This window comes from Aureispira anguillae (assembly GCF_026000115.1).
Classification (GTDB): domain Bacteria; phylum Bacteroidota; class Bacteroidia; order Chitinophagales; family Saprospiraceae; genus Aureispira; species Aureispira anguillae.
Genome location: NZ_AP026867.1, coordinates 5,954,404 through 5,980,741 on the forward strand (window position 1 = coordinate 5,954,404; position 26,338 = coordinate 5,980,741).

Sequence of the window (26,338 nt, forward strand, 5' to 3'; positions counted from 1 at the left end):
AAATTATCAAAAATCACCCTAGTAGTCCCTAATAGGCAATTCGTAATAAATTTAAACGCTAACATTCCTTTATTGAAGATCTTAAACCAAGTATTTCAACATATTATACAAATATAGCTATATAAGTAAGTAGACAAAACCAATGCTTGTAAATTTAATGCATTGTCCATATTCGTACTTAGCCAATACAACAAATGTTTTTTTAGCAATAGCCTTCATGCATTTTTGCACAAAATCACCTTACTAAAAAAACATTTGCGGGTTATTTTTATCTGTAGTTTTCAGTTTACGGATTCAATAGAGCAAACTATTTATACAAACTAAACAACCAAGTATAAGGAGAAATTTTAGTCAATTTTCCACTCCTATTGGTGCTTGATAAAGTCAAGCCATTTCCTGAATTTAAAATTGTTATTCCTGCATCTCCCTGCAAGGTAACGGTTCCCATTCCTGAATTAAACAACTCAATGCTCGTTCCTACGGTAGCATAATCATCTACATTTGTTGTTAACAACCAAGTGCTAGCCCCTGCTCCAGTGTAGTTTCTGCTTTTATTCAAATCGGTTACTAAAAAATCTTCATTAGAAGCATAGTCAAGAATCGTGGTAGGAATACTTGTTGTCTGAATCAGATCGATTCCTGGTCTAGGGATAAACGTAACGTTTTCAAAAACACAGTCCGTAAAAGTTATGGCTCCTAGCGTAGCAGGAAAAGTAGACAAATCAATCGTTTTAGGGCTTGCGGATTTAAAAGTAGTTCTATTAAACTCAGTGGTTCCCAATTGTTCTAATCGCATCCATTTTCGATAGTTTCCTCTTTCGTCAGAAGTAACTTGTAAATCAAAAACAGCATCATTAAAAACCAAGTCTACATTTTTCTTTTTTACCCTTAATATATAAGCGCCATAATTGGTCCAATCAAACTCCCCCTCAGGTATTGTTACCTTTAGCCGATTGAAAACGTGGGTAGGACGTTCTGTAGTTAACACATTGCCATACTGGTCATAATCGAGTTGAAGCCGCCCATCTACAACTACATCATTAAACGTTCTATCTTTGGGCAAACCGTATTTTAAATTCATACTCGATTCAGAGTATACATTATAATAGTCGGTCACTGGCCAATAAACAGCCGTTAAAGAATAATCTCTTACCGATCGATCGATTCTAGCTCCGCTTACACTTACATTCTTTAAATATCCTCCATAATCAAACCTAGGAGTAGGACTGTTGTTAAAAAGCTTATTTCCATTTTTTCCTAATACAATTGGCTCAAAAGAAGTTGTCTGATCCACTAAGTACGTTAATCTTGTCTTTTTATTAAACTCAATGCTTACGTCCTCTAAAATTAGCCCCATATTAACATCCCTGAGCAAGAATCCTTCCCAAGTTTTATCATAGGTAAAGGTTGCGTCCTTAATTTTGGAATAATCTCGATCCGCATCAGGATACCTAATATTAGCTACTTTAACATTATGGAATCGATTATCTACCAACTCAGAACCATTTGCCGTTATTTGTAAACTTCCTCCTATAACGGTATTATTAGCAAAATAAGAACTCCTTCCAAAATCTAAGGCAGCATTATAAAACAAGTTATTGACCGTTCTATCGTTTCTTGCTTTATCGGCACTCAAAGCATTGGTAAAACCATCTGTTGTTCGTATTCTTTGAGGATCTGTTGTGCCCAAAAAGTAACAATGATCAACAACGACCCCATCTGTTCCTACCCAATTTAGGTACCCCGTATAACCATCCTTGAACAAAACATTTCTAAAGGTTTGGTTTTGTGTACCACGGCGCTGATCTTCGGTATTAGAACTATAAGCTGGTAATACATTTCCTACATTTTTAATGCTGCCACCATCCATCAAAAAATTGGTTGGCATATTACTCAAACCATGCGCTCCCCCTGCATCTAGATGAACATTTTGCAAGACCAAGCCCATCGGGTTTAGATTGGCTCTAATTTGAGCATTTACCAACGTAACATCTGCCACCTTTTCGAATTTGACACGAATGTATTTCACATCATCTTCGTACTGATAAGTATGGTAAAAAACTTGCTCACCACTTTTTCGCAAAAACACTTGGTTTTCGTCATAATAATAAGCCCAATATCTAGGAGTTGTCAGCCCCGACCATCCTGCAAAGCCCAAGCCAGAAAACTGATAATGCCTACGCCCTTTTCTTCCTGTTCTAGCGATACGAGTTGCTTCAAATTGCCAAGTACTAATATCTAGTAAATCCGTACTATAGGTAAACGCACCGTTATTATCTAAAACAACAGAACCATCTACATCACTCACATCTCCATTAGCAGCGTTAGAAGCTCTCTGCTGAACATTGATTGTATTATTTCCTTTGATATAATTGGTAAATTGCAAATCTCCTGCACTCGACATTAAGGTTCCTTCAGTATGACTAATTGAGCAATCTTTAATGGTACCATTGTATGCAGCCGTCCGAATATAGACTACAATATTAAAATCGTCTCCTGTATTAGCAGGAGGAAGCCCTGAATAGTTATGTAACTTTTGATCTTGTTCTAAATTGATGGATAGTACATAATTATGCGTATTGCCAATCGTCAACAATCTTGATTTTTGCAACTTATGTGGAATTGCTCGTATAACTCCAGCTCCTGTAATGGTATGTCGGTCTGTTCCATCTCCCATATACCACCCATTTACAGGGGTATTCAATCTTAAATTCCTACCATAATTAACCACAGAAGTAAAATATAACCCTTCCGAAAAGGTCAATACATTACCAGAGGTTTGGTTTTTGACAAAAAACAAATTTTTCCCTGCCTTAAAATTATCCGATCCTGTCCAAATAATCGTATTGTTAATCGTGCGAGTAGCTGGGTCTGCTAATACTACGGTTGTATGGTTAGTAACGGCTTGAATGGTTGTTTGGAGCGAATTTTGACTCTTTTGAGGGTTAGAGGCAACAAAACCAGCATCAGCACCATACACAGCAATAAACTTTCCTACATCAGCAGCAGTGAACATTCCCCCTGCAACCGTTAAGGTACGGCTTCCAGCCGCTATATTGCCTGTTGAGTATTCTAAACCGTCATTTTTAAGCCCTAAATTTTTAGCATACAAATTTGTTCCAGCATTCCAAGTCCCATCCAATTGACCTTTTGAGCTTTCTATGACCATAACATCTGCTAGCCCATACACAGAAGTATTCACCCCCGTTAAGGTAAATATTCCTATATCTAAGTATCCTCCACAACTTTTTAAGGTTAGGTTTTCAGCCAATACAAAATCGGAGCTTAAGGTAATTACAGTTTGAAAACAAGCCGTTTTTCCTGCGTTAATGGGGTTGGACAAATCTGCCAATGTGTTTACCACAAACTCATTACTACTATAATTTTCTATTGAAAATGGGGTTGCTAACAATAGGTTATTCATCATGGAACCAGAAGAATTACTCTGCGCTTGCACCTGATAAACAAGGGTTATAAAAATTAAAATATTCTTAATTTTTGATTTCATAGTTTTGCATTTTTATATAATTGGGAATAAAATCATAATTTTGCTGTTCTTAAGTAAACACCCAAAAGTTACGGTGCTAATTCTTGCCCTAGAAACTAAAGAATAATGTATTTCTTTGTTACATATTTGAAGTACCCAAAGGTATATAGAGGAGACAGCCATTGCAAACCATTTTTATGCACTTATTGTTTCATCCAAAGCAGTAGCAAGGCTATAAAAAACTAACAATCAACGACTAAACAATCCAAAACGATGCGTAAAACTTCTTCTGACATCCATCAAGTTATCCAAAAATTGAGTAAGGAAGAGAAAAGGAAGGTAACCATCCATATTAAGGCCTTAGGAAAAAAGGGGATGGAACATCTCCGCCTGTTTAAAGCAATTGCCAAACAAGAAGCATACAATGAAGAAGCACTAAAAAAGTCCTTTCGGCGAATGTCCTTAAGTGTGGAAAAAAGGCGGTTGTATGATTTAATTATGGAAACGCTCGTACAGTTTCATAAAACTGCTGATATTCAACAAGAGTTATTAACAGGACTCCAGCACTTCCAGTTACTCTTTAAGAAGGAATTGTATGAACAGGCTCGATCTGAAATTTTTAGGCTAAAAAAACTGGCAGAACAACACGAGTTATTGCATTTTATACAGCTCATTAATGCGCAGGTTATAAAACTAGAAAATACGGTTTTCTTATTTGCGAATTATACAGATGATTCTTTTGATAACTTCACCAATAATCTCAAACAACATAAAAATCAACTTTCTAATTTAATGGACTACCGATTGTTAAAAATTCAATTGGATCATTCCTTTAGAAAGATGGTTATTGCTCCAGAATATGCAGAAAAGATAGAGCAAATCATGGAAAATCCCTTGCTCCAATCGATAGACAATGCAAAAAGTAAGGCTGCAAAACTATGCTTTTATGATATGCATCTTTTTTATAATTTCTTAAAAACTGATTACCCAAAAAGCTTGTATTATTCTTTAAAATCATTGAGTCTTTTTGAACAACATTTCAAAATAATTTGTCCGCCTGAAAAGTATATGAATTATTTGCAAAATGCAGTGACAACCGCTACCTTCCTCCGAAAAGCGAACCTCATCTCTGAGTTGTTCCAAAAAATAGAACAAAATAACCTTCTAATTAAATACAGAAGAACGGCATTTAAACTCAAAACACTTGAGATGAAAGCCAATTGGTATATTTTGTTAGGAGATGTAAAGGGGGGAATGCAATTGATAGAAGATCATATAGATTGGCTTAGCCAACTCCCTACTGAAACCAACTCTATCTATTATTGTTTTGCTTCTATTTGTTACATGGCTCAAGATTACGAACAAGCCTTAACTTTCATAGAAATTATACTCGATAAAGACAAAAACAAACAACACATTAAACTAAAACATATCGCTAGTTTATTTAAACTCTATATCTATTTTGACCTTGACAATAGTTCCTTATTGGAAAGTTGGCAGCGTTCAATATATAGAAAATTCTATCCCGATAAAGGAAATCATAGGGTGGAACTCATAATTATCAATGCTTTTAAACATTTATTAAACGCTAGTCCTAAAGAACAAATAACCGTATTCAAAAATTTGCAGGAGACGTTAATTGATTTCCATAAAACGGCTACGGCTAACGAGCTTAGAATTATTAAACTTTCGAGTATTATGATGTGGTTAGAGAGTAAGCTAAGTGGAAAGACGATCCCTGAATTGCTCCAACGAGAAATTAAAGAATAGCTTTTCTATTAGCGACTGGCTAGAATAGGATAGATTTCGTCCATAGAGGTTAAACCTTCCTTTAATAACTCAAACGCATTATCGGCCAACGTGGTAATTTGTTTTTCTTTTAAAACTGCTTTTACATTAAATGTTTCCTGTTTAATTAGATGCACTAAATCCTCGTCAATAGGAATGATTTCATACACTGCTTTTCTACCTTTGTAGCCTGTGTAATAACAGTGGTCACAACCTTTAGCCGTATAGTGATGTTCAAGCAATTCGGGTGCCTTGTAATTGCGGGGATAATCTTCATTTTCTAATAGCACTTTTTGCTCTTTGCAATGTGGACACAATAAGCGCACTAAGCGTTGTGCAACCGCTGTATTTAAAGTATCTGCCAACAAATAAGCAGGAATTCCCATATCGACCAATCGAGGAATAATTCCCCAAGCAGAATTGGTATGGATGGTGGACAAAACCAAACGACCAACCAAAGATGCTCGAATTGCCATTTCTGCGGTATCCTTATCTCGAATCTCTCCGACCATAATGATATTGGGGTCCTGGCGCAAAAAGGTACGCATGGCTGCCGAAAAATCTAACCCTATTGCTTCTTTTAGTTGCACTTGATTGATCCCTTCTAGTGTATATTCTATTGGATCTTCTATGGTAGTAATGTTGCGGCTTGTTTCATTCAGCAAATGTAGGGTTGCATATAAGGTCGTTGTTTTTCCAGAACCTGTTGGACCGCTAATTAAGACAATACCATTGGGTCGCTTAATCCCTTCCATATAATCGACCAATTGCTGAGTTTGAAAACCCAATTCCTCTAAAGCAATATTGCCAATATCACTACTCAACAAACGCATGACTACTTTTTCGCCATAGAGCGTTGGCAAAATAGAAATCCGCAAGTCAAACTTTTGGTGGTTGGTTTCAAAAAAAATACGCCCATCCTGTGGCAAACGCTTTTCGGCAATATCCAAATTAGCTCTAATCTTGATTTTATTGACCAAACTAGGATAGGTTGCCTTGTCTAAATGATAACGCTCTACCAACTCCCCATCGATACGAATTCTAACACGGCATTTCCGCTCATAGGTTTCTATATGAATATCACTAGACCCCAACTGATAGGCTTCCTGAATCAACTGATCCAAAATATCTTGGTTTTTATCTAGGTTTTTAGATTTTGCTGCTCGTGCCTGTCTTCTGTAATATTGGCTTAAAAGCGGCTGAAGAACAGTAGCTGTTATATATTCTAAACGAATGTCTACTCCCAATAAAACTTCTAACTCTTCTTTAGAGGTATTTTTTCCTTCTATTGCTACACAAAAAAGCATTCCTTCTTTTTTTTCAAAAGGAATAACCTCATAATGCCATGCTTGTTCTGTAGTTAACAATTGCAAGATGCTGCGATCAATATTCTGAAGTTTAGCGTTATCCATAAATAAATTGTAATAAGTACCAATCGTTATAAAAAGAGAAACCGTAAGAACTTCTCAAAAAACAATAGCCCAATAGATTAATACACATAGCCCCTGCCAAAGGAATGGTTGCTACGCTCCCAATACAAACACGATAAACTCCTACCCCGATTAAAATCAGTAGCAGTGCTCCTATAAAAAAGCAACAAAATTGCAGGGGTGAAAATAAGGGACTAATGGCAATAAAGAACAAAATATCTCCCCATCCCAAATAATCCTTTGTTACATTGATCCATTGTCGATGCTTTAAGGAAAAATAAAGCGTTATTCCTGCTAATTGAATCGCAATAAACAAGAGGTTAAATCCCAAAAACCAAGGTTCCCAATCTAAACTCGTTACGGCTTGATAAACGCTCAATATCGCAATACAAGGAATCGTCCAGCTACTAATTGCTCGTTCTCTAAAATCTTGATAAATAATTAGCAAAAAAACAATATACAGTAAAATAAAGGCGTCCATTAATCTGGAACGGTTTCTCGATAAGAACCTGTTTTGCCAATCTCCCAAACATTCATTTGACCATCCTCGTCAAAATCTTCAGAGGCAGTTGCACGAGCCGTAAAACCTTCTTTGCTCGCATTTATTATTTCATAGATATAAACTCCATCTCCTCCAGCACTTTTAAGCACAGGTGGTTCAAAATGCAAGGCTTGAAAATTATCGGTGTATTGAAAATGCTGTTGGTAATACGCCTTTTCTAAATTCTGAATGTATTTCAGTTGTTTCTGAGCTTCTAAACTATGGGCTTGTCCTATAATACCTTGTAAATTAGGCAATGCCAATAAGATCAAAATCCCTATGATGACCAACACCATCATTAATTCAGTTAGTGTAAACGCTGGAAGTTTTTTATTCATGGTTTGTTAGTTTATAATATATGAATCTGCAAAATTAGAAAGAGAATCATAATTTTCTCAAAAATGCTCTATCAAATTTACAGGTTTCCTAAAAATGAAGCGTGGCTATCCCGTTCAGAATAACCACGCTACAACAGATGTTAGCTTCAATTCTATTATTGAGATAATGAGAATCGAATCGTTAATCCACCTTTCAGACTGGTAATCGGGAAAGAAGTGGATACCGCTGGTATCGTTTGTGTATAATCAAAGAACAAACGGAATGTTAAACGATTGTTTGGAATCCACTCAATAGATGGCGAAATACGAATGGTCTTCATTCCACGCGTTGCAACCGATTGATCCTGATCCAAAATGTGATTCACTGTTTTATCATCACGGAACGAAATATCACATTTCAGGTTCAATTCATCTTTTGCTACCGTTTTTCCAAAATCAAAATTAAAATCCATTTCGCCCATTTTCAACTTAGAATCGGGCTTGTTTTTCTCTCCTTTTGGTTTAAATAAGTTAATTGGTTTAAAATTTTTGAATTTCCAGCCAAAACCTACAGTTACATCGGTCGTATTTTGTTCGCTCAATTGATAATCAATAAAGCTCATTGATAAATTACGACTTGTTTTGTATTGGAAACGCAAAGAAAGATCGTTTTTAAAACGCATATCCAAACCAATCAATGGATTGAACGATTCAGAGATGACAAGGTTTGGAATCTCAAAACTAGAATAATAGTTCTGACTATTAATATCCTTACCATCTGTTCCCGTTTGTGCCAACGTAGAAGCATAATCTAAATCGGTTACAAAACTATTGACTGTTAAATTTGATTTATAACCGTGTGTTAAACTAAAGCTAGAGAAAATTTTATCCAAACCAGGCATCTTCGCCAAGCCATTGTAGGTTAATTTCCAGTTTGGCATAGGAGCCGTATTTCTAATATCGCCCAATTCAATCTTATTCGCATCACGCCCTGTATAAGCAGCCAAAAACGCAGGAATCAATACATCTTGTTGATAACGACCATAGCCTTCTGTAAACCCAGGATTGGTCTCCGTATCATCATGTGTTCCTGTACCTTTCCTTTGGGAAATAATCACTCGATTCTTCTCAAACGTTTCAAAATTAACCGATGAATTGAGCCCTTTGGTTCCCTCTTTGTTGAAGAAAGTAGCCAACGGTAAATAAGTCATTTTAACCGTTCCACTTTGCATACCATTCAAATGCGAAAATTGATCGTTGCTAAACTGATCTTCTACCTTAAACAACTCCTGATAATTCTCCGTAATGGACTTGTCCAAATCTACATCAATCTTTAAGCCTCTGAATGGTTCTAAAGTAACCTTGGCAGAATAAGTTTGTGTATGAGTCTGAATAAGCGGTTGGTTTTGATAGACATTGGTAGTAATCCATCCGCTATTAGCTGCATTATCCAACCAAGTTTGACTGGGTTGCCATCCTGCTATAAAATCCCACCCTGGTCTTGGACCAGGATTTGTAGAAGTTCCCGTATAATCTTGCCCAATGTATTTAGAGGTTCCCACAAATCCAGGTAATACCGTCGTAAAGTTCTCATTGTAAGTAAATCGAGCACGTTGCAACAGCATCAAGGGGCGAATAAGAGCCCGTTCTGCATCGCTAGGCTGTCTACGTTCTTTAATTTTTTGCACCTTGTTTCTCCATTCTTTGCGCTCTGTTTTTCGTTTTTCTTTCTCTTCAGCACGCTTTTCTGGGTCCTCAATTTCGCTCAATGGACTGTACTTTTTCTTTTCGGGCAACTTAATCTTTTCAGGCTTTTTAGCATTAGGTCGTTTAGGCGTATTGATCTTTTTGAGATACTTCCATTTATCGTATAATTTTTTAAATTGAAAATCTCCTGTTAGTTGACGCTTTTGAGAATTTTGAATAACATTCCCTAAACTATCTAAACCTAAAGCTGCTGCCGTCCAACTATAACTCGCATTGTATTGCGCTTTAACCGTTACCCAATCTAATATTGGTAGATATTTGAGTGGAAGGGTATAACTTGCACTAATATTATGCTGATAGTTTTTGGTTCGACCAAAACGTTTGATGTTGTCCCATAGAGCATCCTTTTTCTCTCTTGTATTGACTCTACCTTCGGGTTCATCAATAATTGCATTATTATTAGCGGTATAATTAAAACGCAAGGATTTAAAGATATTCCATTGTAACGAGTAAGCTCTATCCCAAACAAACTTTTTGTCATAATAGGTACTACTCGTAGCATCTGTAAAGCGATACGTTGTTTCTCCAAAATTACGTCTCAACTCATTTCTAAATCCAATACTATTTGGCAATGGATTAATATTAATCTCTCGAATCAATCCTAGCCATTTGACCGTTTTTCTATTTTTGATCTTTTGAATCGTTTTTTTGAACGGATAAATTGGTTTTAGTCCTGGCGAATAATTATAATCTAAGACCCCTCTATGCTCTGTCCGTTCTTCTCGCTCAATGATTGGCGAGCGGAAGACATTACTAGATTGAGCATAGGTGAAAGAGAAGTTCGAAATATCTGTTGGCAAAGGAATAAACTTAGACGTCCGCCCCTTCCTAACATTGGTAAAGTTAAAACTTGAAATCGTCCGAATCGTTCTTGCGGCATTTCGAATAGAATCCCGTTTTCGCAAATCGGCCATGGCAGCCAAACGTTCCTGCAAAGGTACATCCAATTGATATGGATCATATTCTGGAGTACTAATTTCCTGCGAATATTGTGCATAAAAAGGAATGCTTAACTTCCATTTTTCAGGAAAAAACTTATCCAATTTCAACGATCCAGAAATATCATACTGAATCAACTCTTCTCGGCTACGCTCTCCCACACTCTGGTCTATGCTACCAAAGCCAATAGATTGATAACTCCCAGAAGCCGTTAGTTGACCAAAATCTGCCATTTGTACATCTAATCGAGCCAAGCCTGCAAAACCACCTCGTTCATCAAAACCAGTTAATCTCAACTCATTCACCCAAATTTCTGCACAACGAGCCAAGCCATCATCTTTGCGATTGCGCACCCCAACCATAACACTTTTCACTTGCCCCAAGGTTGGATTACCTTTTATACGAACAAAATTGTTTCCATCTGGCAATTCGTATATATCACTAAGTGAACCTCCTTTTGTTTCTCGATCCACTTTGATTTGACGCAATAGTTCTAGAGGGAAATTAAACTCATTGGCTTCCAACCAAATATTGGTATCATCTGCGGTTCCCCCTGATTCTGCTGACATTGTTAAAGGGATTTCGTATTCATAGTAATTGTTTTCAAAATCACTACCAATACGCATAAACATGGTCATATCTCCAGGATCATTGACCTGTTCCCCACGAATGTCTTCAGCATGCACAAACATTTTAAGCCGTTTGTAAACACGCATATCCATGTTGACAATTTTATAAATTCCTCTTGCATCTCCATCTTCCAAATTGCAAACTCTCAGTGCTTGCGATTGTTCATTCTGGCGTGCATTGGTAACCGCCCCTATCACTTGTTCACGGCTTACCCCTGGAGGCAAAACATAATTAAATGGAACCTTAGACCCATTTTCTTCAATATTTACAGCAAATACATCAAATGTAGTACTGTTAGGATCATCTGGAGGAATAACCAAACCTGGTAAGACCAAAGAACGTTGATAACGTCTCCATTGATTACGAATCAAATCAAGGCGTGCCATACGTAGGGTTACATCATCCTCAAAGCCCGTCATATACATTCTCATAAATCGAATCGCACGAAAATCAGCAATCCCCCCTATACGACTAGTGAATTGATCAACAGGAATTTTTAATTGGTACCAATAAACCGATTCTGGCTGACCTGTCCCATCGTTATAGTCCATTCGAACAGAATCTACCGTATACTGAGTAAATGCCATTTCATCTCCATTTTCACGCTGAATTGGAATACGATAACGGAAATAAGATTCTTGCTCATTTAAGGTATTATCCTTGTTCAAATCCTCTGTATCTGGAATATTAGTAGAGGTTGAGATGCCTTGATTATTATCATTAGGATCATTGGATGAATTTCCTTCTGGGTTATTGTATTCTTGATAACGATACAAAATAGGATTTACCCCTTGTGGTATATTATTAGGATCATCATAAAATGCATCTCTATAATAACGGAAATTATCATTGGCTGGATCTTCTTTGATTTGAGCGACGATAGTAGGATCTAATTGCCCTGCTGCCACCAAATTATCTAGCGCATTTAGGTAATCGACATAATGTTTGCGTTCTCCCTCATCATCATAACCATCCAAACCAATATCTTGTTGATCTCGGATAGCTGGGTCGTTGTCAAAAGCACGAGTTACTGCCTGTGTACGAGGAATTCTAGACCAAACCGTTTCGTCGGTATTGGTATTTGCATTGGAATCAGGGATACCATTCTCAAAAAACAGCCTTGAATCTTTAAGAATATCTTCTGACACATCCCCCAATTCAATGTATAATTCACCTCCATTTCCACCACGACCTTCTTTAAATGGGCTCATTACCCACATTTCTACAAATTCAATATTAGAAGCTTCAAAATCGGTATTGGTCAAACTACGCATTACTCCTCCCCAACGGTTCTCTGGGTCTGTAAATTCTCCCGTTTGTGGGTCTAGATTGTTTACATCAAAGTTATAAGGTCCACGTTCTTTAGGAGAATAAGTAAGGTCAAAGGTACGCAACCCCGTATAAGTTAAACCTGTATTTTCTACATTTTTAAAAACGTTCTGCTGTTGAATTTCTCTAGTATAGATACTACCTCCTGCACCTCCCAAAGAGGGCTCTAGGTTGTACCAAGATATTTTTGCTCTATTCTTATTGTATTCCCAATCATTTGACAACTTTGCCTCAGGAAACAAAGGAACGGGTAAATCGCTTCTTGGCGTACTGGCCAACACCCAATTTAAACTTGGGATCGATAAATTAAAGTTACTCGTCGAACCTTCAAAGTCGTCAATATAGACAACTCCTCCTTGGTCATTTGCTTGGTTAATAACATCAGGCGACCCTGGAATTAGATGCGCAAATTCTGCCGAGAATGAAATGTTCGACATTGCCTTTGTGCTGATTAATGGAATTTTATCAATCAATCGAGTCAACCAAGGTGCTTCACTACTGTACTGAATGTCAAAACCATAAATACTATTGGAAATAGGATCATCTCCATAATTTACTTTTTGAGTAAATGGTCGTTCATTCAGGTGCAAAAAGGTAGCTCCAATATTAAAATTCTTGTTGATAAAATAATCAAACCGAGCACCAAAGAAACCTTGTTGATTGAACCCAAAGGTAGAATTATCCTCAAAGGCAACTCGAACAGGCTGGCCAGAATTTAAATAAGCTTCATTTAATATTTTGATTCTCCCTAAATTATAATCAATGCTATAATCTGTTCCTTCTACCAAAGTACGACCACCTGCTGTTACCACTACAGAACCTTTGGGGATATTAAAACCACCCAATGATATTTCAGAAGAGACACTTGATTTATAACGTCCTCGAATAATATAACGATTGTATTCTGGAAATTCTCTAGCCCTTGTTATCGTAGAATCATACAATTGATTGTACAAGTATTTTTGCGAAATCGGATGCAAACTAGCAGGATCATTAGGGGTCGTATAAAATTCCTTGGCCAAAGAATTGCCAAAAGGTTCTAAGACTGGAAAAATAACTCGTCCATTTCTTGGCAAGATGGTTACCCCTGGTACATAATCAAATTGTCCATCAGGGATAGGATCTCTAGCCCGATTCAAGTTATCTAAGTTCAACATTGTAATCAAGGGCTTAGAAGCCACTGGTCCCTCAGGAATAAATCGTTTCTCTCCCCCTCCTGGATCTTGATAAAACACATCCAGCATAAAGTCTTCTTGATTGATTTGATAAGCACCTAGGGAATAGATATTTTTCATCATCAAATCCCAAATTGGCAAATCAACTCTTGTACGCACTCCCTTTAATAATTTCAAATGCATTACATTCAAGGTATCTGCATTCAAGGGCAAATCTTGGGCAAACTCTCCAACCTGATACAGTTTTCCATTATACGTATACTGATAAGCCACGGCAACAACATCGGTTGGTTTTACCGAGACATTGACCGAAACAAACCCTAATTTGGGATCAAATGTAAATTCGGAAGGCGCTAATTTACGTGCTCTAATTTTTACAAAATCTTCTGCATCACTCATATTAAATGGTGCCCCTTGCAAAGCACTAATAGAAGTCTGTAAGCCCCTTGCATTGGCAGAAGGCGACCCATTTTCACTCGCTAAAAGTTGAGCATACAAACCATTTGCATCATTGTCTGGAAGACGATTGTTTCTTAAGTCAATCCCTTGCTCAGGAGCCGTTGCAGGCGCATAAGTATTTCCACTAACCATTTTGGTTGGATCGGTTTCTCCCAAATCTGCATACCCCACAATATCCCGCACTCCTTCTGTTACATTACGGTCATTGGTCACCCAAACCTCAATTTTTGTAATATTAAACAGCGTATTGATTTGAGGTAAAGAAGTCAAGTTTTCCTCATAGGTTGCTCTATTATAATGAGAGAGGAAAAAATGTCGATTTTCATCATAATTATCTGCGGTTACCTCAAAATCTTGCAATTGAGAACCTCCTTTGATCTGAATTTCTTTTCTTTTTGTCTGACTTTGAGAAGCCACCAAAGACATTTTTAGGCGACCAAATTGCAAATCGGTACGAAAACCAAATAAATTTTGACGACCTTGAATCAAAGATGAACGCAAAGGAAAACTAACATTACCAGCTTCTATTTTTTTGATAATATCGTCTTCTGAACACTCGGTATCACTTAAGTATTCGACTTTAATTTGTCGATCAAAATCAAAAGTTGCTTGCGTGTTATAATTAAAAGAAAGCTTTAGCTTTTGACCAATTTTTCCAACGACACTCAGTTGGATGTTCATATCAAAATCAAAGCCCCCCTGATTTTGTTGTTGTTCTGTCAAAATGGGATTGGCAATTCTTTGGTGATCAAAACCAAAAGTCAAGCCGATATTTCCTTGAGGGCGCACATCAATAGTAGAACCACAAAACAAGCGTTCTACCAAACTATTACTAATCCGATCTTTGTAGGGGGTAACAGGGTCGCCTCCAACTTTGCCCACCTTATTCATTTGGGATAGTTCTTTGAAGTAAGCATTGTCCTCTTCTGCTGCTCTCCATTTGTAGTACTCGTCTGGGGTTAAGTACATAGGAGGTCGATAATTAGACCCTTCAATTGTTTCTGTGATAATGTACAGATTGCTTTCTGCATCATATTCAACATTTTTTTCAATCACCTTTGGGTCTTTCAAATCAAAAGGATTTTTTTTGCTCGAAACATCCACATCGGGTCTATCTTGGATAGGTGGCAATGTATCAGGCATAAAAAAAGTAGGCGAAGCCCAAAAATCTTCCTCTAAATAATTTAGAGCGTCATAGTTTGTACTCCATCCAGCAACAGCACAGGTACATACTATCAAAAAGCACAAATTCAGTGTCTTGAAATTCATAAAAAACTGCTTAGTTATTAAGACGGGTAATTACTTGCAAGTGTTCCCTCATCTGGGTCTATTTTTCAGGTCTTACAATCCTTTGAAAAAGAATAGACTTCTACAAAATGACTTCAAAAATATTTAATTTTCGCTGATTCTCTTATTTCTAAGACAAAGATTTTCCGCTAACAATAGATATATTCTATTTTAGGAAATAAAATCAATCTTTTGAGATCTTGTACTTCTCGTTAGATTTGGAAAACGAACGCTTAAGTGCCTGATCTAAATAAATGATAACCTATTGACAGCTAAATTTTGCCCCTAACTTCTTAAAAAAACCTCGTAATAGCTTGTTATTACTTTGTTACTATCGCTAGGCACTAAAATTTATTGCAATTTTACTGATCATTTATTATAGCCATTCACTTATAAAAATTAAATGGTGTAGAGGTTGAGCCTTATATACTTGCTTTTTTGGTATAAAATAAAAAATGAACTAGGAAGAAAGTTGCCCAAGAGCTTGTTTAATCAATTCTCCAGAGTCTGGTATATTGGGGGTCACTTTTAAAATTCGGTTGAGGGCTTTTTGAACCTGCGTCTTGTTAAATCCTAACGCAACTAGAGCCGATAAAGCTTCTTCTCGTATAGTGTTATCAATTGTTAAAGTTTGTGAAATCGTAGCGCTTTGCATACCACTATCCTTCAAAACCTTGTCTTTTAGCTCCAAAACAATTCGTTTGGCCGCCTTAGGTCCTATTCCTTTAGCACTTTTTAACAAAGCGATATTTTCGGCTACAATCGCATTCCGCACCTCTCCTGACGACAAAGTAGACAACAAGACACGTGCCGTGCTTGGTCCAACCCCAGAGACAGAGATTAAAAGTCCAAAAATATTTCGCTCATCTTCATCTGCAAAACCATACAAAGTCTGGCTATCCTCTTTTACAATAAAGTAAGTCAGGATTTTAAGATCTGTTTGATTGGCTATTTTATGATACGTATTGAGTGTAATATGAATCTGATAACCAACGCCATTAGCGGTTTCAATAATAATATCTGTTGGACTTTTATGCGTTAATTTACCTTTGATATAGGCAATCATAGTTTCAAATCTTAAGCTTGTTGAGAAAACACTAAGGGCAATGAATCGCTGATGAAAGCTGTTGTATCATCAAATAAACTAAGAAAATTAACAATTTGTATGGTCTGCGATTCATCTAAATACAAGAATAACTTTAATCTATAAAGTTATAAAAAGCTCTTAGAATAACCCCTTATTATTTAACTCTTAATAGTTTTTTTAACAAATTGAAAAGGTTTATACACCTTTTTTGCTCTTACAGGCATCAATATAATAACTCAAATCATGAAAACAATTATGAACTACTACTTATTAATATTTTTTGGATTAAGTCTCTGTTGGAGTTGTCAGTCCGAGTCGTCTGCTCCTTCTGCCACTACTTCAAAAACGATTCTTACACAAAATTCTAAGGCAATTAATGTTTCGCTCAACATGACCCAAGTCAGCTATGCAATTGGTTCGCCAATTACCTTACGTTTTGTTCTAAAAAATAATGAAAACAAAGACGTTTCATTCTGTCCATTCAATTCTCCTGCCCATCAAGCAGCCTGGACCAATTGTTTTAGGATAAAAGATGCTCAAGGAAATTTAATTCCTTTTGTTGGAAAAACAGCAACTTACAGCGATGAAACGAATAATAAACAATTGATTACGATTGAGCCTCAAGGCATCCGAATTTATACCATTGACATTAGAACAATTTATCAGTTAGATCAAAGAGGAACTTACACCATTCGCTTTATTGGCGATGCTATAAATCTATTATCCAATTCTTTACCTGCTCAATTCAGCATAAAATAACAATATAAATCCCAACAATTTCTAATAATAATACTCCATTGATTAACTGCGTTGCTAGGTATTCCAGTTGGTACATAGTACCAAGCTAGTCATCACTCGTGAGCCAACAAGCTGGATTCTACGTGATTTTTAACGGAGTAATATAATAACCAACTTTTCATTAAAACAGCCTAACCACTGTTTTAATGACACAAAAACTTCAACTCAGATGAAAAAATCACAAAGTTTATTTTTAATCCCCTTACTCTTTTCTATGCTTTTTTCTTGTGAAAACAGCAATAAATTATCTCAAGTAGATAATACAAGGGTTTCTCCGCCAGTTATTGAAGAACGAGCAATGGCAACAGAAGCTGCAAAAATAGAACAAGAAGCTGAATTAGATGCCGACTATATAACGGACGAACCCTATACGGCTACCCCCAATACTGAAGAATACGATAAAATTGTAGAAAATACCTTTCAAGGAGTTGCTCAAAATCCGCTGTCTACCTTTTCTATTGATGTAGATAATGCCTCTTATAGCAATGTAAGACGTTTTTTAGAAGCTCACCAATTGCCCCAAGCAAATGCTGTTCGTATTGAAGAAATGATTAATTATTTTGATTATGACTATGCTCAACCCAAAGGAGAACATCCCTTTTCTATCCATACAGAAATGTCAACCGCTCCTTGGAATACGGAGCATCATCTCATTCATATTGGTTTACAAGGCAAAGACTTGGATTATGACAACTTAAAGCCTTCTAATCTGGTTTTCTTAATTGATGCATCAGGCTCAATGGGTGATCCAAACAAATTGCCTTTACTCAAAAAGTCCTTAAAATTATTGTTGGCTCAACTAGATGATAAAGATCGGGTAGCCATTGTGGCCTATGCTGGAGCTGCTGGTTTGGTTTTACCTTCAACCCCTGCCTCTCAAACAAACACTATTTTAAATGCATTAGATGCTGTTAATTCAGGAGGCTCTACCGCTGGTGGAGAAGGAATTCAATTGGCTTATAAAATTGCCAAAGAAAACCTGATAACAGGTGGAAATAACCGAGTAATTTTAGCAACAGATGGTGATTTTAATGTAGGACCGTCTTCCTCTAGTGATTTGGTGGATTTGATAGAAGAAAAACGCAAAGATGATATTTACCTAACGATTTGTGGTTTTGGCATGGGCAATTATAAAGATGGGCGCATGGAACAAATTAGCAATGCAGGAAATGGCAATTACTTTTATATTGATAATATCCGTGAAGCTCAAAAGGTATTTGTAACAGAGATGAGAGCGAATATGTTTACCATTGCCAAAGATGTCAAAATTCAAATCGAGTTTAACCCCAATACCATAAAAGCTTATCGACTAATTGGCTATGAAAATAGGCTATTAGCCAAAGAAGATTTTGACGACGATACCAAAGATGCTGGAGAATTGGGAGCTGGACATACTGTAACGGCTATCTATGAAGTAATTTTAACAGATTCTAAATCTAAACAGACCATCCATAATGCTTCTGAATTAAAATATCAAAAAACAACATCTGCTAATAATGCTAATGATTTAATGACGGTTAAATTTCGTTATAAACCCATCAAATCTGAATCGTCTATTTTATTAGAAGAGGTACTTACCAAACAAAATATTCCTAGTTTAGCCCAAACCTCTAATAATTATAGATTTTCGGCAGCTGTAGCTGGTTTCGGAATGTTATTAAGAGGTTCTGAATTTAAAGGTACCACCACTTATGATCAGTTATTAGACCTTGCCAAAACAGCAGTAGGAGACGATAAAGAAGGGCATCGAGCAGAATTTTTACAATTGATAAAAACTGCTCAATTGTTAGATGCCCCCAAAACAAGTAGTGCCAATTAACCTTAATTACTAATTCTCTACTTGAATATTTTATTGACATTCTAAATCATCGTAAGTAAGAATTAGCGATCTCAATAAACTGTTTATAATACAGGACTTGCAAGCTATTACTTTTGTTATCAATCAGCATATAAAGCTCTTTAACAATTGTTTGCAAGTCCTTTTTATTGTTGTTAGATGTTGCTTTTGATAAGCGATAAGTCAAGACAGCATCTAAGCCATAATATTTAAACAACTCTGTTTCTTGAAAAATTTCATGTCGAGTCAATTCTTTTCCTAGTATCAATTTTATCCATATTTTAGATACATTTATCAAATGAATATATGGCTTATTAGGATCAACCGCTTCCAGTTGAGCAAGCAACTCCTGATGAGCTTTGAGTCTACCTTTAGGATATTGAAAGAAAAAGATGTTTACTTTTTCTACTAGTGCAAAATCCAAGCGATCTTCTTGTTCATGTTTTTTATAAAAAGCAATCAATTGTTCCCATTTTTTTAATGCTGCATCGTATTGTTTGCTTGCAATGAACATGCTAATTGTATTTCTAATTTCTGACTCTGAAATAGGGAAAGGAAGATTGGGGTTGGCTATTGCAATTCGATCTCTTTGCTTGAGCAATTGAGCGGATTTATTAAATTGTCCTCGTTGAAAGTAAAATACGGCTTTTAATAACAGCAATTTAAATTGTGTCAATTTAGCATAATGTGCCTGTGCAAAAACTATGGGCATCTGAGGATTCGCTTCTAAGATACCTTCCATTTTATTTAGATGTCGAACCAAAGCATTGGTTGATTGTTTTACTCTTCCTTGAATCATACAGCCCTTGCTAAAAGCAATGTAATGATAAATAAGTGCAAAACGAGGTTGATCTTTATAAGGAGCGATTAGTTTTCGAACAGTAGTTAAAATTTCTTTGTAAACATCTGGTTCTATCGCTCTATAGGAACGCTGATGATAATATTGCATTTTTTGTAGCGTTTGATTCCAACTGATAACTTCTAGTAATCGGTTTTCATCCTCAATTAGTGCAGCCTCTCCCCCATAAAAGAGACATTGGCGGCAATAAATCATCATATTTATAATGCCAGGTAATAATTCAAATAAGTTGAGCTTCCTACAGTGTTTTTCCAATTTAATGGCTTTGTCTAAAGCGTTTTTAAATTGGTTTTTATTGACTAGGTATCGGATAAAGTTTAAGCTTTGTTCTTCTTTTGAGGCATAACGCTCCGTTTTTTTTAAATAATGATAAAGCCATTCAATCAATTGTTGGCGAAGCTTGTAAAAACGATTAATCAACTTGTTATAATTGACCTGCTTTATTTCCGCTTTGTAAACAAAATTAATAGCCTTGGGGGTTTTAAAATTGGGGGTTGTTGTTTTTAGGAAATCAATTAAAAGAATCATTTTGGGGGATTTCTTAAACGCATGATTTAATGCGCTTTGGCTTTCTGGGTTAATTTCGGAAAAGAGTAAAAAAAGTTCTTCATTCATTATAGTATGTATTTTCAGTTCTGTGTTTAATTTGCCTTGGTCTAATTTTATGCCATTTTTAAGTAGATGGGCAAAATTAGTATCCTATTAATTAACCTGTATTTTTTTAGCCTATAAGGCAAAAACTAAAGCTTTAGCGGGCTAACTAAGCCTGCGACCTCACGCAGCGAAGCAAGCAAAGCGAGGATTTTTAACGCAGCTAGAGTGGAAAAAGATGCTTAATTTATTCATAATTATTTTTGTCCATCTGCTACATTGTATTCCTTCCTGTCTACTGCCCTCCAAATTTTTAATGCTACTCTAGTGGTGATAAAAAGCGTCCCTCAACGATACATCATATTCCCTATTTTGATTTATAACAGATTAACATGAGTAAAACACAAAACACTACTAATCAAGCTAATGCACATAAAAACAACTCTATATCATTCTAAAAACAGTATTATATACCTAGCATTTTTTTTTTTTAGGTTTGATGTTTGATTTAAGTTTGGCATCATACAACCCTACTATTTTTACTCCTATTTCAAGTTAAATTAACGGCGTCTTATACAACTTGATTCCTTATAACTACCGCAAGGTGGTTGGGCGGAGCTATGCCCCATTAAATCATTATTCAAAAAATAAAAATTATGAAAATTCAAACATTAATCGTTGCAGCTTTACTTCTTTTATCAATCACTAGTTTTGCCCAAATTACCACTACAGAAACGACGACTCATAGTACAACAATAACAACAGGTGGTATGGGAATTGGGTTTGATGTTAAAATTACAGAAGGACAAGGACATACAACAACCTCAACCCACCACCATAGTACCAACCACAACCATCATCCTGTTTATATAAGTAATTATACTGGTAGAATAGGCTGTCCAGTTCCTCAATCCAATGTCCAAGGCATTATTGCAGCGATGAATCAAGAAGATTTTGCAGACGATAAGATGGCTGTCGCTCAGCAAGCAGTGAGAAATAAATGTTTTGTTGCCAAAGACATTAAACAAATTGCTAGTCAATTTTCATTTGCGGATGATAAATTAGCCTTTGCTAAATTTGCTTATTATTCTACTTATGACATAGACAACTATTATATCCTAAACTCCATTTTTGAATTTAGCGATGATAAAGCAGCCTTAAATGCCTTCATTTCTCAGCAATAATTACCCATTCGATACCTGTCCTATCAAAACACATTTTTTATTTATAATACGACTTAAGTATGAAAACCTATATTTTATTATCTTTTTTATTTCTTAGTATTCTATCCTTCAACAGTTGTAAACCAGCAATTGACATCAGCTTGGATGAAAACAAACTGCTGTTGATAGAAAATGGTGCCTTATCAGTTCAACCTGGCGAAAACATCACCTACACAGCTTCTCTTATTGATGCCGAAGGAAACAAAACAACTGCTACTGATGTAACTTGGTCGAGTGATAATAGTTCTATCGCTAGTATTAGTGCAAATGGTCAAGTTACCATTGGTCAAGTTGGAATCGCCACGATCAAAGCCTCGGTTAGCGTTGGAGGTAAGACCTTAACGGCTACTGCTCCACTAAATATACAAGTACCAGGTTTATTTGCCGTTGCTCCTGCTGCTATTTTAGTAGACAGCGATTTTCCTGCTTTAAATTTAGAAGCAATATACTTGGGGACAGGCTCCCCAAATTATAGCTATCAAACCAGTGACGCTAGCATTGCAACCGTTTCTAATGCAGGACTTGTTAACTTTGTCAGTGCAGGTTCCTGTCAAATTACGGTAACAGCAAATGGTTTAAGTGGAACGCCGAGTGTGGTTGTGCCTGTTGTCGTTTTAGGAGTTCCAACAATTACCCTCCCCATCTCTCGTATTGTTCTCAATGCCTCCTCTAATCCTATTTTAAAAACTGAAACAACACAATATACTGCCAAAGCATACAATAGTAGCAATCAAGAAGTAACAACAACATTTAGTTGGTCTGTTTCCAATTCGGACATTGCCAACATTGATGCTTCAGGTAATATCACTCCGCTAAAAATAGGGAGTACAAGCATTCGTGCTACTGCCCAAGGAATTACAGGAAGTGCAGAATTGGTTGTTTCTCCTGATAAAGTAATTATTGTTGATCCTTATTATACAACCGTAGCGGCTGGGCAGACAAAACAATTTACAGCCAAACAATATGAAGTAACAAGAAATGGCACTGGAGAATTAGTGCTAGGCACTATGACCAGCCCTTCTAATTTGAACTGGGAAGTTCCTACTTATGGCTTTTCTATGTTTGATATTGCTACAGTCAATACGAGTGGATTGGCAACCGTTAAAAATAATGCAAGCCCTGGTTTAATTACCTATGTTACAGCATCTCACCCAACAGATCCAGAGATAGAGCCAGGTGTAGGAATGCTTTCTGTAGCTTTGAGTACAGGTTGTAACTGTGGAACTCAGGCATCCACGGCTAGTAGTTTAGATTTAATTAGTTCCAATTCTGTTTCTTTATCGCTAGGACAAACGGCACAAATTCAAGCACAAGTATTAGACCAGACAGGAAGTCCAATCGCTAATGCTGCAATTGTGTATTGTAGTGATAATGTACAAGTAGCTGATGTGGATGCCAATGGTCAAATTACAGCAACTAGCTTTACTAGTGGAAGTGCTAACATCACTGTTTGTCATGGAGGATTGAGTCAAAACATCACCGTTAATATTCCTTAACAAAAAAAACAACTCACTAAAAGCAACTCTATTTCAACTACTTAAGGAGTAATTTATAATTTTTTCAAAAAAAAATTATTGGTTACACACCAAAACACAACATCACTACATCTTTATAGATAGAGTAGTATTCATAGACCCTTTTAGTTGAGTTTATTCATCTTAAAAGATTGAGAAAAAAGAGCCTGTTGCCCACAGGCTCTTTTCAATTTTATTAAGAGTCAAAATCTGCTCCATTTTCTTTTTATCAATTCGAAAGTGTACCTTTGTGCCATAAAAGATTCCTTTTGATTTAAAAAAGATAAAACAATCGAATTATGTTCTTACAAATGTTCAAATCAAAGATTCATTGTGCAACAGTAACAGAAGCTAACCTTAATTATGTGGGTAGCATTACTATTGATGAAGATTTAATGGAAGCCTCTAATATTATGGAGGGAGAACGTGTCCAAATTGTTAACAATAATAATGGAGAACGTTTAGAGACTTATGTAATAAAAGGGGAGCGTGGATCTGGTGTTATTTGCCTAAATGGAGCAGCAGCCCGAAAATGTGAGGTAGGTGACATTGTTATTATCATTGCTTATGCCTTTATGTCACCAGAAGAAATCAAGGGTTTTGAACCAACTATTATTTTCCCGAATGCTCAAAATGCATTGCAATAAGAGGAGATAAATAATCTTAAATTTAACATCGAAAATTAGTCAATTTGAATACCATTGTAGAATCGTATCAAATTGGCTAATTCCGTTTTGGCTGAACCGCTGCCGCTTTCCTTCTTCCTTCTAAATAATTCATAGAAAAGAGTAAAAAGAAGCTATAAATACCAACTCCAATAGCATTTAACAGAGTATTTTCTGTCATAAACGATAAGAAAATAGTAAGATAAAAGAGTAAGAAAAAGAGATTTCTATACTGCTTGTGATAAAAGAAGGGAAAGAAAAAGCAAACTAAAAAGAACAACAATCCCAATATTCCTGTTGCGGCATAAATTGTCAAGAAAAAATTGTGCGGATACATTACCTTCTGATCAGGATATTTTTTTTTATAAAGTCTAGCCTGTTCATCGTTCAAATCTCCAACTCCTACCCCCAACCACGGTGCTTGCTTGGCAACATCCCAAGCAATTTCATAAGACAATAAACGCCTTGTATCCGAATACTCACCATAGGTTCCTTTTTGATACATATGCCAGTTATGACGTGTCAAGTTCACTTTGGTTTGTATACTAGGCACATAGCGATAAGCCAAATAAGGAACGACCAATATCCCTCCAATTAAGAGCAACCCTAGCCAATAGTATCGCTTGTATAGCATATAATACAATATGGTAACACTTATCCCTAGGTATAATATAACCATTCCAATTCGAACCGATAATATATGTAAGGTAAGCATCAGAAATAACACCAGTAGTCCTATGAGCCATTTTTCATTTTTATGCCTCCAACAAAATTGTTCTTGCAACAACCAAAATCCAGCAAAAACTGCCAAATTAATCATCAAGCTAAACCGTATGTGATCTCCATTGGGTGTAGGAATTGCCTTACTAACCACCAAAAGCTGTTGCATTTCTTCATAATTCAACCCGTAATTAATTAAAACCCCTAGACAGGTCAAACTCATCCCCGACAAAAAGATAAATAGCAATTGCTGATATTCTTTTTTGGAAAAAGGAGGCAATAGAGCAAAAGCAATTGGCAAGAAAAACAAAGGAAGTGCAATTCTCAATCGAACAATTGCAGCCTCCATATTGGTAGACATCATGCTACTGATCAAAAACAACAAAAAGATCCCCAAGGTCATTGTATAGCCCTTGTTTTTCCAAAGTTGTTGGATGTCAATTTTTAAGGTTGGCGAAAATACCCCTACTACAACAAAAGCAATCATAGAAAGGCTAATCAAAAACTTAGAACAAATTAACCCTACAAATAAACTAATACAAAGAATATAAGCAATCGTTTTTCGAACATCTTGAACTAAGGGGGTTTGCATTTCTGGAGTCATAGTATTGTTTAAAACCAACCAATTGAAAGAGCTATAAAGTAAAGCGTATGTACTTTATCGTTCTATTGTCTTTTAGGTGCATTTCTTCATAGAATGTCTTGATGTCCAATTCAGGAAATGCTAAAGGCGTGGCATAAATATCATCGTTCTGGTATAAAATCTTAACATTTTGCTCATGGAGCACCTCCAACGTATATTCGTACAATTCTGGAGAATCCGTTTTTAAATGAACTACGTTATTTTCTTTCTTAAGAATATTTCTATACACATCCAAGAATCGAGGAGCCGTAGTACGTTTTCTTGCTTTTCCCAATTGAGGATCAGGAAAGGTAATCCAGATTTCAGAAATTTCTTCTGGCGCAAAATAATACTCCATAAACTCAATTCTAGCTCTCAAAAAAGCAACATTATCCTCCTGATTAACCAAGGCCCCATGTGCGCCTGTCCATAGGCGATTGCCTTTAATTTCTACGCCTATATAATTATTATCAGGGTACATTTTGCCCAAACCACGAGCATAGTGCCCCTTGCCACAAGCAACCTCTAAAATAATTGGTTTATCATTTTTAAAATGGTTTTGCCATTGCCCTTTCATATCCACATCGTTCCCTTCATGATCGACTACAAGTGCATTGTTATGTCCTTTAGACGAATAAACATTGGGAAAGGTTCTAATAGCGGCAAATTTTTGGAGCTTGCTAAGTTTTGTCATTATAATTTATTGTTCTTTGAAATATTAAAATCAATTCATGAGGAACCACAACTACTTTTTTTATTGCCTTTCTAAAAAGTCATAAAAAATATCTTTTTCAACACTAGAAGAAAACTTTTTATTGCTTGGAAAAGACAACCATTTATCAGTAGTTTTTTTGGCAGCCTTGGCATCTGTCCAATCAATCAACCAAGTAAAAATACAAGGATCTTTTAGAGATTGAAGGACTTCAAAATTTAGTAATGTTCCTTCACTATTTTCCTGCATTTCTACAATCAATTGTTTATTGAGTTCTACTGCTCCTTTAAGGCAGTCCTGTTTAAATTGGAATACAGCAACTTCTTTACAGCTCATTTTTTGGATTCGTTAGACAGTAATATATTAACTTCTTGTTGTAGAAGTTGATTGAGAAAGTACCCTAGATTCACAAACCTAAACCTCATTGATTGGCAAATATACAGTCTTTGCCCCACTTTTTGGAATGCAAAGAGTAGATAAGTAATTAAGCAAAACTAATGATTGTAAATTTAAGCCATCTTTTTGCAGCTAATCACGTTGCCAATGCTCACTGTAGCGACT

Annotated in this window: 16 protein-coding genes; 6 read left to right on the forward strand and 10 right to left on the reverse strand. The window is 36.1% G+C overall.

Annotated elements, in window-relative coordinates; genetic code table 11:
* Window positions 1-307: 307 nt before the first annotated feature.
* Complete coding sequence (locus AsAng_RS23405; protein WP_264789526.1) at window positions 308-3,508, reverse strand: hypothetical protein; 3,201 nt, start codon at window positions 3,506-3,508, stop codon at window positions 308-310.
* 252 nt (window positions 3,509-3,760) lie between these two features.
* On the opposite strand from AsAng_RS23405, the gene AsAng_RS23410 reads away from it, so the two are divergent.
* Window positions 3,761-5,257 (forward strand): hypothetical protein, encoded by a 1,497-nt coding sequence (locus AsAng_RS23410; protein ID WP_264789527.1) that lies wholly within the window; start codon window positions 3,761-3,763, stop codon window positions 5,255-5,257.
* A gap of 8 nt (window positions 5,258-5,265) precedes the next feature.
* Here the strand turns inward: AsAng_RS23410 and AsAng_RS23415 are convergent, their stop codons facing one another.
* From AsAng_RS23415 to ruvA, 5 genes are all read right to left on the reverse strand, one after another.
* Window positions 5,266-6,687: a GspE/PulE family protein gene (locus AsAng_RS23415; protein ID WP_264789528.1), complete on the reverse strand. Its 1,422-nt coding sequence runs from the start codon at window positions 6,685-6,687 to the stop codon at window positions 5,266-5,268.
* Window positions 6,680-7,186 carry a hypothetical protein gene (locus AsAng_RS23420; RefSeq protein ID WP_264789529.1) on the reverse strand — a complete coding sequence of 169 codons (507 nt, stop codon included), beginning with the start codon at window positions 7,184-7,186 and terminating at the stop codon, window positions 6,680-6,682. The genes AsAng_RS23415 and AsAng_RS23420 overlap by 8 nt, the downstream gene beginning before the upstream one ends.
* Complete coding sequence (locus tag AsAng_RS23425; RefSeq protein ID WP_264789530.1) at window positions 7,186-7,584, reverse strand: type IV pilin protein; 399 nt, start codon at window positions 7,582-7,584, stop codon at window positions 7,186-7,188. The genes AsAng_RS23420 and AsAng_RS23425 overlap by 1 nt, the downstream gene beginning before the upstream one ends.
* A 155-nt stretch (window positions 7,585-7,739) precedes the next feature.
* The gene (gene sov / locus AsAng_RS23430) at window positions 7,740-15,131 is read right to left on the reverse strand and encodes a T9SS outer membrane translocon Sov/SprA (protein WP_264789531.1); all 7,392 of its coding nucleotides are present in this window, start codon (window positions 15,129-15,131) and stop codon (window positions 7,740-7,742) included.
* Between the two features lie 478 nt (window positions 15,132-15,609).
* Window positions 15,610-16,215 carry a Holliday junction branch migration protein RuvA gene (gene ruvA, locus AsAng_RS23435; RefSeq protein WP_264789532.1) on the reverse strand — a complete coding sequence of 202 codons (606 nt, stop codon included), beginning with the start codon at window positions 16,213-16,215 and terminating at the stop codon, window positions 15,610-15,612.
* Between the two features lie 264 nt (window positions 16,216-16,479).
* Between ruvA and AsAng_RS23440 the strand changes: the two genes are divergently transcribed.
* Together AsAng_RS23440 and AsAng_RS23445 are read left to right on the forward strand one after the other, a co-directional pair.
* The gene (locus AsAng_RS23440) at window positions 16,480-16,995 is read left to right on the forward strand and encodes a hypothetical protein (RefSeq protein WP_264789533.1); all 516 of its coding nucleotides are present in this window, start codon (window positions 16,480-16,482) and stop codon (window positions 16,993-16,995) included.
* 208 nt (window positions 16,996-17,203) lie between these two features.
* Window positions 17,204-18,853 carry a vWA domain-containing protein gene (locus tag AsAng_RS23445; protein WP_264789534.1) on the forward strand — a complete coding sequence of 550 codons (1,650 nt, stop codon included), beginning with the start codon at window positions 17,204-17,206 and terminating at the stop codon, window positions 18,851-18,853.
* Between the two features lie 46 nt (window positions 18,854-18,899).
* Here the strand turns inward: AsAng_RS23445 and AsAng_RS23450 are convergent, their stop codons facing one another.
* On the reverse strand, window positions 18,900-20,345 hold the full coding sequence (locus tag AsAng_RS23450) for a hypothetical protein (RefSeq protein ID WP_264789536.1): 1,446 nt from the start codon (window positions 20,343-20,345) through the stop codon (window positions 18,900-18,902).
* 632 nt (window positions 20,346-20,977) lie between these two features.
* On the opposite strand from AsAng_RS23450, the gene AsAng_RS23455 reads away from it, so the two are divergent.
* From AsAng_RS23455 to panD, 3 genes are all read left to right on the forward strand, one after another.
* A complete protein-coding gene (locus AsAng_RS23455) occupies window positions 20,978-21,505 on the forward strand; it encodes a DUF4476 domain-containing protein (protein ID WP_264789537.1) in 528 nt (175 codons plus the stop codon).
* Between the two features lie 59 nt (window positions 21,506-21,564).
* Entirely contained in the window at window positions 21,565-23,040 is a 1,476-nt protein-coding gene (locus AsAng_RS23460) for an Ig-like domain-containing protein (protein WP_264789538.1), read from the forward strand.
* A 317-nt stretch (window positions 23,041-23,357) separates the two neighbouring features.
* On the forward strand, window positions 23,358-23,705 hold the full coding sequence (panD, locus tag AsAng_RS23465) for an aspartate 1-decarboxylase (RefSeq protein WP_264789539.1): 348 nt from the start codon (window positions 23,358-23,360) through the stop codon (window positions 23,703-23,705).
* 76 nt (window positions 23,706-23,781) lie between these two features.
* Here the strand turns inward: panD and AsAng_RS23470 are convergent, their stop codons facing one another.
* Genes AsAng_RS23470 through AsAng_RS23480 form a run of 3 tightly spaced genes read right to left on the reverse strand, consistent with a single transcriptional unit; the run spans window position 23,782 to window position 26,113 of the window.
* Complete coding sequence (locus AsAng_RS23470; protein ID WP_264789540.1) at window positions 23,782-25,047, reverse strand: O-antigen ligase family protein; 1,266 nt, start codon at window positions 25,045-25,047, stop codon at window positions 23,782-23,784.
* Between the two features lie 31 nt (window positions 25,048-25,078).
* Window positions 25,079-25,759 carry a tRNA (guanosine(46)-N7)-methyltransferase TrmB gene (gene trmB / locus AsAng_RS23475; protein WP_264789541.1) on the reverse strand — a complete coding sequence of 227 codons (681 nt, stop codon included), beginning with the start codon at window positions 25,757-25,759 and terminating at the stop codon, window positions 25,079-25,081.
* 60 nt (window positions 25,760-25,819) lie between these two features.
* Complete coding sequence (locus tag AsAng_RS23480) at window positions 25,820-26,113, reverse strand: hypothetical protein (protein WP_264789542.1); 294 nt, start codon at window positions 26,111-26,113, stop codon at window positions 25,820-25,822.
* Window positions 26,114-26,338: the final 225 nt, after the last annotated feature.

Excerpts from the sequence above, each read along its gene's own strand:
- AsAng_RS23460 (WP_264789538.1), top strand. The coding sequence starts at position 21,565 with ATGAAAACCTATATTTTATTATCTTTTTTATTTCTTAGTATTCTATCC.
- AsAng_RS23415 (WP_264789528.1), bottom strand. The coding sequence starts at position 6,687 with ATGGATAACGCTAAACTTCAGAATATTGATCGCAGCATCTTGCAATTG.
- ruvA (WP_264789532.1), bottom strand. The coding sequence starts at position 16,215 with ATGATTGCCTATATCAAAGGTAAATTAACGCATAAAAGTCCAACAGAT.
- panD (WP_264789539.1), top strand. The coding sequence starts at position 23,358 with ATGTTCTTACAAATGTTCAAATCAAAGATTCATTGTGCAACAGTAACA.
- AsAng_RS23425 (WP_264789530.1), bottom strand. The coding sequence starts at position 7,584 with ATGAATAAAAAACTTCCAGCGTTTACACTAACTGAATTAATGATGGTG.
- trmB (WP_264789541.1), bottom strand. The coding sequence starts at position 25,759 with ATGACAAAACTTAGCAAGCTCCAAAAATTTGCCGCTATTAGAACCTTT.
- AsAng_RS23410 (WP_264789527.1), top strand. The coding sequence starts at position 3,761 with ATGCGTAAAACTTCTTCTGACATCCATCAAGTTATCCAAAAATTGAGT.
- AsAng_RS23420 (WP_264789529.1), bottom strand. The coding sequence starts at position 7,186 with ATGGACGCCTTTATTTTACTGTATATTGTTTTTTTGCTAATTATTTAT.
- AsAng_RS23440 (WP_264789533.1), top strand. The coding sequence starts at position 16,480 with ATGAAAACAATTATGAACTACTACTTATTAATATTTTTTGGATTAAGT.
- AsAng_RS23455 (WP_264789537.1), top strand. The coding sequence starts at position 20,978 with ATGAAAATTCAAACATTAATCGTTGCAGCTTTACTTCTTTTATCAATC.
- AsAng_RS23405 (WP_264789526.1), bottom strand. The coding sequence starts at position 3,508 with ATGAAATCAAAAATTAAGAATATTTTAATTTTTATAACCCTTGTTTAT.
- AsAng_RS23450 (WP_264789536.1), bottom strand. The coding sequence starts at position 20,345 with ATGAATGAAGAACTTTTTTTACTCTTTTCCGAAATTAACCCAGAAAGC.
- sov (WP_264789531.1), bottom strand. The coding sequence starts at position 15,131 with ATGAATTTCAAGACACTGAATTTGTGCTTTTTGATAGTATGTACCTGT.
- AsAng_RS23470 (WP_264789540.1), bottom strand. The coding sequence starts at position 25,047 with ATGACTCCAGAAATGCAAACCCCCTTAGTTCAAGATGTTCGAAAAACG.
- AsAng_RS23445 (WP_264789534.1), top strand. The coding sequence starts at position 17,204 with ATGAAAAAATCACAAAGTTTATTTTTAATCCCCTTACTCTTTTCTATG.
- AsAng_RS23480 (WP_264789542.1), bottom strand. The coding sequence starts at position 26,113 with ATGAGCTGTAAAGAAGTTGCTGTATTCCAATTTAAACAGGACTGCCTT.